This is a genomic window from Mucilaginibacter gossypii (genome assembly GCF_017569325.2).
Lineage (GTDB): Bacteria > Bacteroidota > Bacteroidia > Sphingobacteriales > Sphingobacteriaceae > Mucilaginibacter > Mucilaginibacter gossypii.
Genome location: NZ_CP071878.2, coordinates 5,388,888 through 5,402,407, shown reverse-complemented (window position 1 = coordinate 5,402,407; position 13,520 = coordinate 5,388,888). Strand labels below are relative to the sequence as shown.

The window sequence follows — 13,520 nt, the reverse complement described above, 5'->3', positions numbered from 1 at the left end:
CTTATACAGTTAAGTTGAAAGTTTTTAAAACCTTCTCAAAACGGATTACCGCCACTTAAAAATCTCTTTATTCGGCCATCTATAAGAGCACTCAAAGGAGACTTAACAAGATGTATCCAATCATTTAATCTATATCCTATCAAAGCCTCATAAACATCAGGGTCATCTTTTCCTTCGTCCAGATACACAAATACAAACTGATCTCCTGTGTTGTAAACGTCTATCACATAAAAAGGCCTCGCAATAACCCTGTTACGCCCGAAAACAGTCATATATTTTCTGGAGCTCTCCTGCATCTGTTCCTGACTATCATTCATTCCATAATCCAGTACATAACAATCCCCTCCGGCTAAAAACAACAATTCACGCAAGGCTGCAGGAAATAGTCTGCCACCATTATACTTGTTTTCCAAGGCGATAATTTCTTCAACTGAAATCGGGCTTACAGCCTCTTTAACTCCGGTATACGCTGCTGTTACTGATAGGTTGTCATTCAGTACCTTCATGTATTTTATCTCCATAGCTTACTTTATTATTGATTATTGGATCTTAACCAAAGATGGGTCGAAGTTCAGGTTTTTATTTTTTAAAATCCGTCAAAATATGCTCTAAAAACGGCATCGATTTTACAGGGAAAATCACTTTAAAATAATGTGCTTCATCAATGGCCCAGCTTTTAGTTGCATCATGAAGTACCTCTATATATGCTTTTAGCTTTTCTTCGGTAAGCATGGGCATAACACTATGCACCAGCACAACTCCTTTCTTTTCTATCCAATGAAAATCACACAGGCAATCGTAAACGGCATTCCAATTACCCCCAAAATAGTCTGGAAATTTAAGTACCGCACTCAGCTCTTTTAACAATTCACCTTCTCCTTCAACTGCAGGAAGATGAGCGATAAATTCGCCTTCATCAAAATATTTATCGGGTTCATTCAAGAAAACAATTTCTACCATAAGCATCTTTTATATGGGTACGGGCGCAAGCCTATCCCCTCTAAAACAATATAAAAAAAATCCCTTACTTTACCATCGTTAACAACCTATTTCATAACCTATGCTTAAATATTCCCGGTGGTTGATAGTAATGGCTGCATTGTTAACAACGGCTTCCTGTCGCAAACCCGGCAATGCCACAACAGCCTTTTATTACTGGAAAACCGGCTTCAACCTTAATCAACAGCAAACAGCCTTACTAAAGCAAACCGGCAACAATGCCTATATCCGTTTTTTTGATGTAAGCTGGAACGATAGAGAACAACGCTCATATCCTAATGCGATTGTTCAACTTAATGAGCTCCCGGCGGGCTTAAATATTACCCCGGTTATTTACATCACCAATAAAACTTTCGAAAACACTGCAGATACTGCTGTAGTCAGCCTTGCCGAACATTGCAATAAGCTGATCAATGAACTGGCCGCGGAAAGGAAGATCAACTATACCAAAGTACAGGTTGATTGTGACTGGTCATTAAGCACCAGGGATAAATACTTCAGCTTCCTTAAGGCTTTTAAAAAGCTTAACAAAAAACAACTGGAAGCAACCATCCGCCTGCACCAGGTTAAATTTAAAGACCGTACAGGTGTGCCTCCTGCCGACCGCGGGGTATTGATGTTTTACAACATGGGCAAGCTCAACTCCGATTTGCAGCAGCCCAATTCAATATACAATAGCGATGATGCGGATAAGTATATCGCTTACCTGGGCAGATATCCCCTGAAGCTGGATATTGCTTTGCCTTTATTTTCCTGGGCTATTCATATCAGGGAGGGCCGGGTGATCCAGGTATATGGAAAAATAGGGCGAAGGCAACTTTCCGATCAGGCTCATTTTGAACCAATTGAAGGGCAGGCAAATTACAGGGCCAAAACAAGCTTTTTTCTTGATGGAATTTATATCAAACAAAATGATATTTTTAAACTTGAAGAAACGGACAGCAATACATTGAACGCTGCTGCCCAACAATTAACACAGCATCTGCCTAAACAAAAACATACAACTATCATTTACTATGAACTGGCCAATATCGACCTTTCAAAATTTAACCAGGAAACCCTTACGCAAATTTCTGCTCGTTTTTAGTTTATGTACGCTAACGATAGCAGGCATGATCTGGGCTTGTGCCGACTCGTACGAGCAAGAATATTCCGTTTTCACTCCCGAATATTTTGTCAACAAGCAATACTCCCCATTCTTTTATACCGGCAACGAGGTTTACTATGGCTTAGGCTATACGGATGGGAGCAATACCTGGTATAACGATATTATTGTTGACGAATGGTACGATCATTTTAACCATCAATTCAGCAAAGCTTCACTTCAGTACCTGCTTATTAAAGCCAGTGCCGGCGCTGTTGATTCCATTTCCCAAAAATCAGCCGGCGCGCTCAAAGTATTGCCCGCTAAATACCCCGTTATGAGTACCGGTACTGTATCAGCAAAAATGCTCAAAGCTTTTTATAGCTACCTGAAGCTGGCGAAAATAAGTGAGGCTTATTCGGTAAACGATCAATATTATTCGTGGGACAAAGTAAAGCCCAATCATTCGCCGGTAAAGCTGGCTTCAACGCTGATTAGTGCCTTCGATGCCGAAACAGATCCTTTTATCAAGGAGCGTTTATGGTTTCAAGCCGTTCGTTATTATTACTTCCTGGATAATTCGTCGTCGGCAATAACTGTTAAATTGTTCAATCAGTTCAAAGATCATTTTCCTAAAAACCTCATTTACTACCGTACAATGGGCTATATAGCCGGATATTATTACAGGCAAAAAAACTACGCCCTATCAAACTACTTGTATAGTCTTTGTTATGATTACACTTATAAATTAAAGATCCCGAGTTTCTGGAGCTTCCACCCGCAAAATGAAAGTGATTGGAATGCCACACTCAGGCTCGCCAAAACGCCAGAAGAGAAAATAACCCTGTGGCATATGATGGGCGTACAATATGATGCCGCAAGGGCTATAAAAACTATCGCGGCTATCAACCCAAAATCCGAAAAACTGGACCTGCTGCTAAGCCGTCTGATTAACATCCGGGAGGCCACAACAGGAGGCGGTAAACCTGCTGATTCGGTAATAAAATCCGATAACGATGGTAAACGGCTTGTTGAAAACATTGCCCTTAAAAATAATACAGCCAAGCCTTACTATTGGAACCTCGCGGCAGGTTACCTTAACTTTTTGGATAGCAATTACACCGCAGCCGGTAAGTTTTATGCTACAGCAAAAAACCAGTTCCCCGCCGGCGATAAAATGATTGTAGCACAGGGCAAGTTGCTCGACCTTATGTTATATATCAAAAACCTTAAAAAAATGGATGCCACTGCAGAGGCAAAATTAACGGAGCCCCTTAACTGGCTTGCCAACCTGCGCGATAGTAAGATTAAGATCAAAGACCTGCGGTTTGATAATGCCATTTCGGTTTGTAACCTTGCCATATCGCGGCTTTATAAAAAGCAAGGCAACCCAATAAGGGAGGTATGCTTTAACAACAATGCACAGGATTTTTATGCGGATAGCACAAGGGTGCAGCACATGATAGATCTGTTAAATAAACCGGATAAAACTGCTTTTGAACAAACGATGTTGCGTTATTATCCTATAACCCTTAACAATTTATATTACCATCAGGCTATCACATTGGTTTATCAGCAAAAGTTACCTGAAGCTATTGCTCAACTCAAAAAAATGAAGCCCGAAGATTTTGTGCTTGCAGGCAACCCCTTTACCGGTAGATTAGTTGACTGCCATGACTGTGATCATGCAGCCCGGCAAAAGCAAAAATATACGCCGCTAAGTTTTCTGCAAACGCTTAACACTTTAAATACAGAAATTAAGCAAGGCAAAAACATATACAGTAACACCTATGCCATTGCGAATGCCTATTACAATATCACATACTACGGTAACGCCCGGTTGTTTTACGAATCGGATGTGGTAGCTACCGGGCCAACCGGCCGCTATTATTATGAAGGCGAACAGCGCATGGAAGATAAATTGACATCGATGCAAATTGCGATGAAGTACTATCAACTGGCCCGCACAAACGCCACCACAGATGAACAGCGAGCCCGCTGTACATTTATGCTGAGTAAATGTGCCCTGAATGAAATATATAATGATCCGGAATTTAAAGGTGCCGATAAGTTTGCCGATATAAAAGCCAGTCAGCCTGTTACGAATGCGTATTACAAATATTTCGCACAGTTAAAAGAGAAATACAATAACACGGCTTACTATAAAGAAGCGCTCAAAGAATGCGGGTACTTCAGGATTTATGCTGATAAGAAATAGATATTGTTTTGCTAATTTAATTAGTAAAAATCAAAATAATCTGCATATTTGCATATCTGTAATCTGCACATCTGAATAAATAATGGCCAAATCCAAGATCGCGTATTTTTGTCAAAGCTGTGGCTTTGAATCGCCTAAATGGCTGGGTAAATGCCCGTCATGCCAGCAATGGAACACTTTTGTTGAGGAGGTGATTGAAAAAGGCAATGCGGCGGTACCTGCCTGGAAACCTGCGTCAACCAGTCAGCAGCGGGCCAATAAACCTGTGCAGGTGGCTGATATCACCTATACCGAAGAACATCGTGTACCCACGCCTGATAAAGAATTTAACCGCGTTTTAGGCGGAGGTATAGTGCCCGGTTCACTGGTGCTCATTGGTGGCGAACCCGGTATCGGCAAATCAACGCTGATGCTGCAGCTTGCTCTTAACATGCCTAACCAAAAAGTATTGTATGTATCGGGCGAAGAAAGCGAACGGCAGATAAAAATGCGTGCCGAAAGGTTGATCTCGCCCCCCCCGCCCCCTGAAGGGGAGGCCAACAGCGGAAACTATACAGGGCGAAGTGGAATAGTAGCTCCCCCTTTAGGGGGCGGGGGGGGCGGTGCTTGTTACATCCTGACAGAAACTTCAACCCAAAACATATTTAAACAGATAGAATCATTAGAACCGGATATGGTGGTGATCGACTCGATTCAAACCCTGCATTCGGCACATATCGAATCAACGCCGGGCAGTGTATCGCAGGTTAGGGAATGTACCGCCGAATTGCTTCGCTTCGCTAAAGAGACTTCGACGCCGGTATTTTTAATTGGTCATATTACCAAAGACGGTATGATTGCCGGGCCTAAGATACTGGAGCATATGGTTGATACCGTGCTGCAGTTTGAGGGCGACAGGCACCACGTTTACCGCATATTGCGTACCATCAAAAACCGTTTCGGCTCGGCATCAGAGCTGGGTATTTACGAAATGATGGGTGAAGGATTGAGGGAAGTGTCCAACCCGTCGGAGATCCTGCTCTCGCACCGGGAAGCGCCATTAAGCGGTATTACTATTTCGGCGACTTTGGAAGGGATGCGACCGATGCTGATTGAAACCCAGGCCTTGGTTAGTGCGTCGGCCTATGGAACGCCACAACGTACTGCTACAGGCTTCGATACCAAACGTATGAGTATGTTGTTGGCTGTATTGGAAAAACGCTGCGGTTTTAGGTTGGGTGCAAAGGATGTGTTCCTGAATATTACCGGCGGTATTAGGGTTGAGGACCCGGCTATTGACCTTGGTTTGGCGGCGGCCATTATTTCATCGCACGAAGATATGCCCATTCCGTTCAAAACCTGTTTTGCAGGCGAACTGGGACTTTCGGGCGAAATCAGGGCGGTAAACCGCGTAGAGCAACGCATTGCCGAAGCGCAGAAGCTTGGCTTTAACCAGATCTTTATCTCCAAATATAACCTCCCCGCCAGCGGCCAGGATAAAAAGCGTATGGATTTGTCCCGCTACGATATCGACATCAAAATTGTAAGTAGTATCGAAGAGGTTTTTAGCTTGTTGTTTGGATAAGAGGGGAGCTTAAGGCTTAAGGCAGAAAGCTCAAAGCGTTTAATTGATTTCATGTTATCTTTTTATAGTGTTGTTAGATAGCAATGATCATAAAACTATTGGCTTTAAGCTTTAAGCATTCCGCTTTTTGCTTTTTCACTCTAAAACTTCAAATTTGTTTTAAGCCAGTTCTGCACACCTTCCTGGCTGGTGATATCGGCAGGAAGTTCATTGTGGATCAGTTTTTCCATTTTATTGCCGGTATTGGCAAAACGGTAATCCCAAATCACCATTAATTTATTGATCAGGTATACCATCTCGTTCCCTTCATTTTTATTGAACGCAGTATGATCGGGCCTGCCATTTACACGCGGATCATTCGGGATGTAAGTAGTCCATTGGTAATCGGTGTAGTATAGATTTCTCTTTGAAAAAAGGATCATAAGCCGGCGAATTTCTTTAAATGTACATATAATAAAATGAAAGCGACCGGATTAAGCCTTTTTAAATGGGGTGTAGAGGTTCTTTACACTAACGCTTTTTAAACCTGCCACAGTTAATATGTAGAAGTGAACGCAAAAATTCATTTTATCCGCTGCTGATTGCATTACCTATTTAAAGAACGATTTTCTGCATAATAATATTGATATTATTTTTTCGCGATTTAATAGTAATTTCAACGCTGATAATTTAAGTTGATGAAAAAATTACTACTCTTTACCGCCGCCTCGGTACTTGCGTGCAGTGTTATGGCACAGCAGGAACCACAAAAAGCTATTTACTATTCCATATCGTTTCCAAACGCGGCCCATCACGAGGCTGAGATAAGCATGACCATTCCGCAGGCACCATCAGGCGCTTTCAGGGTACGGATGAGCCGCTCATCTGCCGGCCGGTATGCAACCCATGAGTTTGGTAAAAATATTTACAACGTTAAAGCTACCGATGTTGAAGGTAAGGAGCTGCCTTTAACCCAAATTGAAGGCGATGTTTACGAAGTGGGAGAACATCCGGCAGCGGTGAAAGTGAGCTATACACTTTTTGGCAATTGGACCGATGGTACTTATGCTTCTATCGATCCGAGTCATGCCCACTTGAATATGCCCGCCACGTTTATGTGGGTGGTAGGGCAGGATAAACGCCCCCTTACTTTTGAGTTTAACGACATTGATAAATACGGCTGGAAAGTAGCTTCACAACTTAAACATGAAGGCTCAAATGTGTACAGCGCACCCAATCTGCAATATATGATGGATAGCCCTACCGAACTGTCCAATTATAACGTCAGCAGTTGGGAAGTAGTAAATACCGATGGCAAGAAAGAAAAAATAAACCTTACCATGCACTCAGACGATAGCCAGGCGGTGATTGATAACTTCGGCAAGATGATCCAGAAGCTGGTGCTGGAAGAAAAAGCCGTATTTGGCGAACTGCCCACTTATGATTTTGGCGAGTACACTTTTGTAAGCGATGTAAACCCCGCTGTATCAGGCGACGGTATGGAACATCGTAACTCAACTTCTATAACTATTCCGGCACCCAAGGTTGAAGGATTTGAAAATAACCTCATGGGTGTTTATGCACATGAATACTTCCATAGCTGGAATGTAAAACGCATCCGTCCAAAATCATTGGAGCCTTTTAACTTTGAACACGCCAACATGAGCAGCGAGCTTTGGTTTGCCGAAGGTTTTACGCAATATTATGGCGAATTATTACTTGCCCGCGCCGGTTTTGTAACGGTTGATGATTATACCAAAACCATTGCCGGTTTGGTAAACCAGATCTTAAACACACCTGCCGCTGCCAAATATTCGGCCGCCCAAATGAGCCGCTATTCGGTTTTTGCAGATGCAGGAGTATCTATCGACCCTAATAATAACGTTAACGATTTTACCAGTTATTACACTTATGGCGGTGCTATTGCGTTGGCGCTCGATCTTCGCCTCCGCAGCGATTTTAACATGACGCTTGATGATTATATGCGTGCTGTTTGGCTTAGCAGGGGTAAAGTAATGAAACCGTATACCATTCCTGATCTGCAAACCGATTTAGGTAAAGTAACCAATAACCCTAAGTTTGCGGCCGATTTCTTTAAGCGTTACATCAACGGAACCGACAAAAACAATTACGAAGAACTGTTAGCTAAAGCAGGTCTCGTACTACGTAAAGTACAGCCGGGCAAAGGCTGGGCTGGTCCGCTGGCGGTTACTCCGGGCCGTGGCCGCGCCGGGCAGGCACGTGCTGCAGATGCCGAAGGTTTGCCAATACTTTCAAGCACGACTATAGGTACCCCGGTTTACAAGGCAGGCATCGATGCGGGTGATGTGATCCTGAAAGTTGATGGAAAAGATATTAAAGATCAGAAAGGGTTTAATGATGCCATCGCCGATAAAAAGCCGGGCGATAAGATCATGGTAAACTATAAAAACCGGACCGGTGCCCATGAAACTACGATAACGCTTGAGGAAAACCCCAACTTTGAAGTGGTAACCTTTGAAAAGGCAGGTAAACAATTGAGCAAAGAACAGGAAACTTTCCGTAACAACTGGCTACAGTCAAAAGTCAAATAACTATGAAAAAGATCTCAATAATAACAGCGGCATTGTTAAGCGTTTCGGCTTATAGCTTTGCGCAGGATGTTAATAAACTCATTAGTAAAGATGATGTAGCCCGGATTATCAAAACCCTGTCGGCCGATGATATGCAGGGCAGGGCCACTTTTACGCCGGGCATTGAAAAAGCTGCTCAGTTTATTGAAAGCGAATATAAAAAGGCCGGCCTTAAACCTATGGCAGGTAATACCGGTTACCGTCAAAACTTTACGATGGTACGGTCGACCCCTGTTAGCTTGACTGTAAGCATCAATGGCAAAGCTATAGCTGCCGACAGCGCGTTTGCAAGCAGTACGGATTCGTTTAAATGGGCAAGCGATAAAGATGTACAGGTAGTTACCGTTGGTGCGGATAAAAATTTCAGGACCGAGTACCGGGCAGCTTCACAAAGCGGCAAAAAAACACTTTTGCTGATCGACCCTAAGTTTAAAGATCTGTTTAGCCGGGTTAAGTCGTACCTTGGGGCAGGCAGCACAAATTTTAAAGGCACAGTAAAACGGCCCCTGGTATTTGTATTGGGCAAGTTCGATAACACAGCATCATTTGATGTTAACTGCGATATCAAAAACGAAGAACTGCCGCTGTTTAATGTTGCCAGTATCCTCCCTGGAAAAACCAAACCGAATGAATACGTGGTATTTTCGGGCCACTACGACCATTTGGGCATTATCAAACCCGATAAGCCCGGAGTAACTGATAGTATTGCCAATGGCGCGGATGATGATGCCTCGGGCACAACCGCGGTATTGAGCCTGGCTAAATACTATAAAAAGCTCAACAATAATGCCCGTACGCTTATTTTCGTAGCCTTTACTGCCGAAGAGATTGGCGAATACGGGTCGCAGTATTTTGCCAAACAAATAGATGCAGATAAGGTAGTTGCTATGTTCAACATCGAAATGATTGGTAAGGCATCTAAATTTGGCACTAACTCGGCATTTATTACCGGGTTTGAAAGATCTGATTTTGGCAAGATCCTGCAGAAGAACCTAAAAGGTACCGCCTTTAAGTTTTACCCGGACCCTTACCCAGACCAGAACCTGTTTTACAGAAGTGATAACGCGTCGCTGGCCGAAGTTGGCGTACCGGCCCACACCATCTCAACCGACCAGATTGATATTGACAAATTATATCATACTGTTGGCGATGAATTTAGTTCGCTGGATGTGAATAATATCACTTCGGCCATCCGCGCGATAGCCCTGAGCTCGCGCACTATAGTTTCGGGCCAGGATACACCAACAAGGGTTCCGAAGAAAACGGAATAAGTGATTAGAGGTTAGTGATTAGAGATTAGTTTGCTCCCTTTACAGAAAAGAATAAAAGAACATGTCATTGCTGAGCGATAGCGTGGCAATCGCACAGCAGCAAAGCCGCCCTGTATAGCATACGATTACTTTTGTTCCTCCTATGACATTTTTGTCTTCCCAATAGCTGCGCTGTTGTCATTGGCGAAAAAAAGAACACTTTGACGGAAATCCCCTCCCATGAGGGGGGGGTTATTTACTGTAATTTTACCTCATGAACAAAATACTCAAAATAGCAGTTGTAGGCCCCGAATCGACAGGTAAATCCACGATGTCCGAATATTTGGCGGCACATTATAACACAATAGCTGTACCTGAGTATTCGCGCGAGTATTGTGCCAATCTCATTGATGATTGCACCTGGCAGGATGAGATAAACATGTTTCATGGCCAGCTGGCGCTCGAAAAAAAACTGCTGCCACAAGCCAACAGAATCCTGATTTGTGATACTACTTTTTTAACAGTAAAGATTTGGAGCGAGGAAATGTTTGGCAGCGCCCCGCAGGAGGTGCTTGACGAATTGCCCCACCATCCTTATGATTTTTATTTACTGCTGGATATCGATCTGCCCTGGCAGGATGATCCCTTGCGCAATTTCCCAACCAAGCGCGCATATTTCATGAACGTTTGGCACCGCGAACTCCAGGCGCTCAACGCCCGGTATGTAGTAATATCAGGCCTTGGGCAGGATAGGTATGATAATGCGGTGAAAGCGGTGGATGAATATCTGAACCCTGATTTTTGAGATTAAGGGATTGCCGGATGATGTGCGGATGATGTTTAAAAAAGCCTCATTGCGAGGAACCACCATGTGAAATCCTGAAAAAAATGATAACGTGTACAATATATTTTAGCGATGTTGTGCGGTGGCCGCGTTAGTGATAGGAGCGGATACCAGCCTTGTGACTAATGCCTGTGCAGTATGAGCGCATAGCACGGGCCGCAGGCAACGCCCAATATTTATAGAGTTGATTTTTAAAATATATTTAATAATCAATAACTTATGAGTGCATCATTAGGAACGAAGCATTGACACGTCTTGATTATGCTGTTTTATCAAACTATTTTGTCAGGCATTTTTCAGGCGATTTGCTTATCTAAATCCATCTTAACTTAAAACTGTCAAAAAAATTATTCCTTATTAAAAAAATATTTTTCACATACGTGCAACGTTGTAAAATGCCTTGCGTCTATTAACCTGAAGCCGGTCACGAATTTGGAAGCAATATATATTGATAAACATTACAACCTGGTAGTTGAGTGCAAGCAGGGTAGCAAAAAAGCCTGCTATGAGCTTTACCGTCTGTATTCAAAAGCTATGCTGAACGTGGCCTTTAGGATCGTGGGCGATATTGCCGAAGCAGAAGATGTGCTGCAGGAAGCTTTTGTGGATGCCTTTGCCAAGCTGAAGGATTTTAGGCAGGATACCACATTTGGCCTCTGGCTTAAGCAGATCGTTGTAAACCGGTCGATCAACCTGCTGCGCAAACGAAAGCTGGAACTGGTTGAGCTGGAAGATGGCCATCTTGAAAATATTGCCGATGACGAGAGCTGGGACGATGAAGACCTGCAGTACCAGGTTGCCAGGGTAAAAGAAGGCATGAACCAGTTGCCCGATGGCTATCGCGTGGTGATATCATTATATCTGCTTGAAGGGTATGACCACGAAGAAATAGGTCAAATATTGAATATATCAGAAAACACATCAAGAACCCAGTTTTTGAGAGCTAAAAGAAAGTTAATTGAAATTTTAAACAGGAAAGGACAAGTATCATGAGCAAGCGATTTGAAGATTTCATGCACGACAATAACGAGGAATTTAACGAAATAGAACCATCGGCAGATTTGTGGGGTAAAATTGAGGCACAGCTCAATTTTTTGGACCAGGAGCAGGAACAACCAAAAAAGCGGGAAGCAAAGACTTTTTCGCTGGGCTTCGTGCTAAAAGTGGCCGCATCGGTCATCATCATAATGGGCATAGGCTTCGGCATATATATACAAACCCAAAAAGGCACAAAAGGCGTTGACCTTGCCGCTATTAACCCCGAGTACGCACAACAGCAGGTGCGCTATGCATCGCTTGTTGAAACCAAGCTTACCGAACTTAAGTCAGCATCTAAAAATGATCCTCAGCTATACAAGGAGTTCAGCGCCGAGATAGCCAAGATGGATTCCACCTATAAAAGACTAAACAGTGATTTAGCCACCAGCCCTAACCAGGAACGTGTTTTACGTGCAATGATCCGGAACCTGCAAATACAAACCGAGGTGCTAACTCAGCAATTAAATGTAATTGAACAGTTTAACCAGATGAAAAAGGAACAAAACAATGAAACCAAAAATATTTAGTCCGGCCCTGCTTATGCTTATCGGCTTATTAGCCATAAGTACAGCAAACTTTGCACAGGTAAGTCCTGCAGCCCCGCCTGCACCGGTAAAACCCCTATTACCTCCCACGCCGCCGCCTGCTGCCGGGTTGACCGTGGAGAACTGGACTTCGGTAACCGACAGTAAGGAGTATCAGCAAAAAATGAAGGAGCTGAATGCCAAAATGCACGAACTGCAAAAGGAAATGAGCAACCTGCGCGTGCAGCAGCAAAAGCAAATGCATTTTAAAATGCAAAATATGCTGAAGCTGAACAAACAGCTTGCTTTTAAGTTTAAGGATAGCTTGAAATTTAAAGGATTTGACAGCTTGAAGTTTGCTGATAAATTTGAGATGCTTAGTCCTAATATAAATTTCGGCTTTAAAAACTTCGACCAGAACTTTAGCTACAGTTACAATGGTGATGAGCGCTATGAGCAACAGGTGCAGAATGGCGATATAGTTGAAAAAACAAAAAGCTACAGCAAAAGCTATAATGTTGACGGCAACGATGTGATTAACATTGATAATAAATTTGGCAAAATCACGGTAATTACCTGGGCTAAAAGCGAGGTTAAGGTTGATGTACAGATTAAAGTTGGGGCCAATGATGAAGATAAAGCACAAAAACTGCTTGATAACGTAACTATCAGGGATAGCAAAGACGGCTCGGGTGTATCGTTCAAAACTTACATCAATCAAAACGATGATGATAACGGCAGTTGGGGCAACCTGTTTGGTAAGAAAAACTCTGTGCGTAAAATGGAGATCAATTATACCGTTTACATGCCCGCCAAAAATCCGCTTACCATTAACAACAAATATGGCAGTACCGAGTTGCCCGACCTGAGCGGTAAACTCAATATCAATAACTCATATGGCAGCCTTAGCGCCAAATCCTTAAGCAACCCAGCTTGCCAGATCAGGGTTAAATATGGCAGTGCAACTATCGGCAACCTTACCGGCAGCGATTTGGATGTAGCCTATGGCAGCCTTAATCTTGGTGATTGTGATAAACTCAATGCTGATGTAAGCTACGGCTCGGCCAAAATTGGCCGTATTACTACTTCGGGTAATATCAACGTTAAATTCAGTGGGGCGTTAAAGATTGAAGAGGTTGATAAAAATGTGAAAAATCTTTCGGTTAATTCATCATATTCAAGTGTAAAACTGGGAGTGAGCGACGGCCAGAATGCTGATTTTGATATCACTGTGCACTACGGTAGCTTTAACTATAGCGGCCATGATGTTAACATCACCAGTAAAACCCCTGCCGACGGTGAACGTGGCTATAGTCCGACAAAAACCTACAAAGGTCATTTAGGTAAAGGTGGTAGTGATAAAACCATTACCATCAATACCAGTTACGGCAGCGTAAGCTTTGATTAA

12 protein-coding genes are annotated in these 13,520 nt (G+C 43.1%); 9 read left to right on the top strand and 3 right to left on the bottom strand.

The window, feature by feature from the left end; translation table 11 throughout:
• Nucleotides 1–35: 35 nt before the first annotated feature.
• Both J3L18_RS22730 and J3L18_RS22725 read right to left on the bottom strand, forming a co-directional pair.
• Nucleotides 36–521, bottom strand: a complete 486-nt coding sequence (locus tag J3L18_RS22730) for an SMI1/KNR4 family protein (protein ID WP_129567888.1) — start codon at nucleotides 519–521, stop codon at nucleotides 36–38.
• A gap of 58 nt (nucleotides 522–579) precedes the next feature.
• The gene (locus J3L18_RS22725) at nucleotides 580–960 is read right to left on the bottom strand and encodes a barstar family protein (RefSeq protein ID WP_189549044.1); all 381 of its coding nucleotides are present in this window, start codon (nucleotides 958–960) and stop codon (nucleotides 580–582) included.
• A gap of 100 nt (nucleotides 961–1,060) precedes the next feature.
• Between J3L18_RS22725 and J3L18_RS22720 the strand changes: the two genes are divergently transcribed.
• From J3L18_RS22720 to radA, 3 genes are all read left to right on the top strand, one after another.
• Complete coding sequence (locus tag J3L18_RS22720) at nucleotides 1,061–2,086, top strand: hypothetical protein (RefSeq protein WP_129567886.1); 1,026 nt, start codon at nucleotides 1,061–1,063, stop codon at nucleotides 2,084–2,086.
• Nucleotides 2,016–4,301 carry a hypothetical protein gene (locus tag J3L18_RS22715; RefSeq protein ID WP_129567885.1) on the top strand — a complete coding sequence of 762 codons (2,286 nt, stop codon included), beginning with the start codon at nucleotides 2,016–2,018 and terminating at the stop codon, nucleotides 4,299–4,301. Before J3L18_RS22720 ends, J3L18_RS22715 begins: the two co-directional genes overlap by 71 nt.
• An 82-nt stretch (nucleotides 4,302–4,383) precedes the next feature.
• Nucleotides 4,384–5,865: a DNA repair protein RadA gene (gene radA, locus J3L18_RS22710; RefSeq protein ID WP_129567884.1), complete on the top strand. Its 1,482-nt coding sequence runs from the start codon at nucleotides 4,384–4,386 to the stop codon at nucleotides 5,863–5,865.
• Between the two features lie 140 nt (nucleotides 5,866–6,005).
• Here radA and J3L18_RS22705 read toward each other — a convergent pair whose 3' ends face one another.
• The gene (locus tag J3L18_RS22705) at nucleotides 6,006–6,287 is read right to left on the bottom strand and encodes a hypothetical protein (protein WP_112657307.1); all 282 of its coding nucleotides are present in this window, start codon (nucleotides 6,285–6,287) and stop codon (nucleotides 6,006–6,008) included.
• Nucleotides 6,288–6,542: 255 nt separating this feature from the next.
• Here J3L18_RS22705 and J3L18_RS22700 point away from each other — a divergent pair, with 255 nt between their 5' ends.
• The 6 genes from J3L18_RS22700 to J3L18_RS22675 all read left to right on the top strand — a co-directional run bounded on the left by J3L18_RS22700 (nucleotide 6,543) and on the right by J3L18_RS22675 (nucleotide 13,520).
• Nucleotides 6,543–8,417, top strand: a complete 1,875-nt coding sequence (locus tag J3L18_RS22700) for a M61 family metallopeptidase (RefSeq protein ID WP_129567883.1) — start codon at nucleotides 6,543–6,545, stop codon at nucleotides 8,415–8,417.
• A 2-nt stretch (nucleotides 8,418–8,419) separates the two neighbouring features.
• The gene (locus tag J3L18_RS22695) at nucleotides 8,420–9,727 is read left to right on the top strand and encodes a M20/M25/M40 family metallo-hydrolase (protein ID WP_129567882.1); all 1,308 of its coding nucleotides are present in this window, start codon (nucleotides 8,420–8,422) and stop codon (nucleotides 9,725–9,727) included.
• A 253-nt stretch (nucleotides 9,728–9,980) separates the two neighbouring features.
• Nucleotides 9,981–10,511 carry an AAA family ATPase gene (locus J3L18_RS22690; protein ID WP_129567881.1) on the top strand — a complete coding sequence of 177 codons (531 nt, stop codon included), beginning with the start codon at nucleotides 9,981–9,983 and terminating at the stop codon, nucleotides 10,509–10,511.
• Nucleotides 10,512–10,982: 471 nt separating this feature from the next.
• Entirely contained in the window at nucleotides 10,983–11,543 is a 561-nt protein-coding gene (locus tag J3L18_RS22685; RefSeq protein ID WP_129567880.1) for an RNA polymerase sigma factor, read from the top strand.
• Complete coding sequence (locus J3L18_RS22680) at nucleotides 11,540–12,115, top strand: hypothetical protein (protein ID WP_129567879.1); 576 nt, start codon at nucleotides 11,540–11,542, stop codon at nucleotides 12,113–12,115. Before J3L18_RS22685 ends, J3L18_RS22680 begins: the two co-directional genes overlap by 4 nt.
• A complete protein-coding gene (locus J3L18_RS22675; RefSeq protein WP_129567878.1) occupies nucleotides 12,096–13,520 on the top strand; it encodes a DUF4097 family beta strand repeat-containing protein in 1,425 nt (474 codons plus the stop codon). Before J3L18_RS22680 ends, J3L18_RS22675 begins: the two co-directional genes overlap by 20 nt.

Excerpts from the sequence above, each read along its gene's own strand:
- J3L18_RS22695 (WP_129567882.1), top strand. The coding sequence starts at position 8,420 with ATGAAAAAGATCTCAATAATAACAGCGGCATTGTTAAGCGTTTCGGCT.
- J3L18_RS22675 (WP_129567878.1), top strand. The coding sequence starts at position 12,096 with ATGAAACCAAAAATATTTAGTCCGGCCCTGCTTATGCTTATCGGCTTA.
- J3L18_RS22705 (WP_112657307.1), bottom strand. The coding sequence starts at position 6,287 with ATGATCCTTTTTTCAAAGAGAAATCTATACTACACCGATTACCAATGG.
- J3L18_RS22680 (WP_129567879.1), top strand. The coding sequence starts at position 11,540 with ATGAGCAAGCGATTTGAAGATTTCATGCACGACAATAACGAGGAATTT.
- J3L18_RS22715 (WP_129567885.1), top strand. The coding sequence starts at position 2,016 with ATGAACTGGCCAATATCGACCTTTCAAAATTTAACCAGGAAACCCTTA.
- radA (WP_129567884.1), top strand. The coding sequence starts at position 4,384 with ATGGCCAAATCCAAGATCGCGTATTTTTGTCAAAGCTGTGGCTTTGAA.
- J3L18_RS22700 (WP_129567883.1), top strand. The coding sequence starts at position 6,543 with ATGAAAAAATTACTACTCTTTACCGCCGCCTCGGTACTTGCGTGCAGT.
- J3L18_RS22730 (WP_129567888.1), bottom strand. The coding sequence starts at position 521 with ATGGAGATAAAATACATGAAGGTACTGAATGACAACCTATCAGTAACA.
- J3L18_RS22725 (WP_189549044.1), bottom strand. The coding sequence starts at position 960 with ATGGTAGAAATTGTTTTCTTGAATGAACCCGATAAATATTTTGATGAA.
- J3L18_RS22690 (WP_129567881.1), top strand. The coding sequence starts at position 9,981 with ATGAACAAAATACTCAAAATAGCAGTTGTAGGCCCCGAATCGACAGGT.
- J3L18_RS22720 (WP_129567886.1), top strand. The coding sequence starts at position 1,061 with ATGCTTAAATATTCCCGGTGGTTGATAGTAATGGCTGCATTGTTAACA.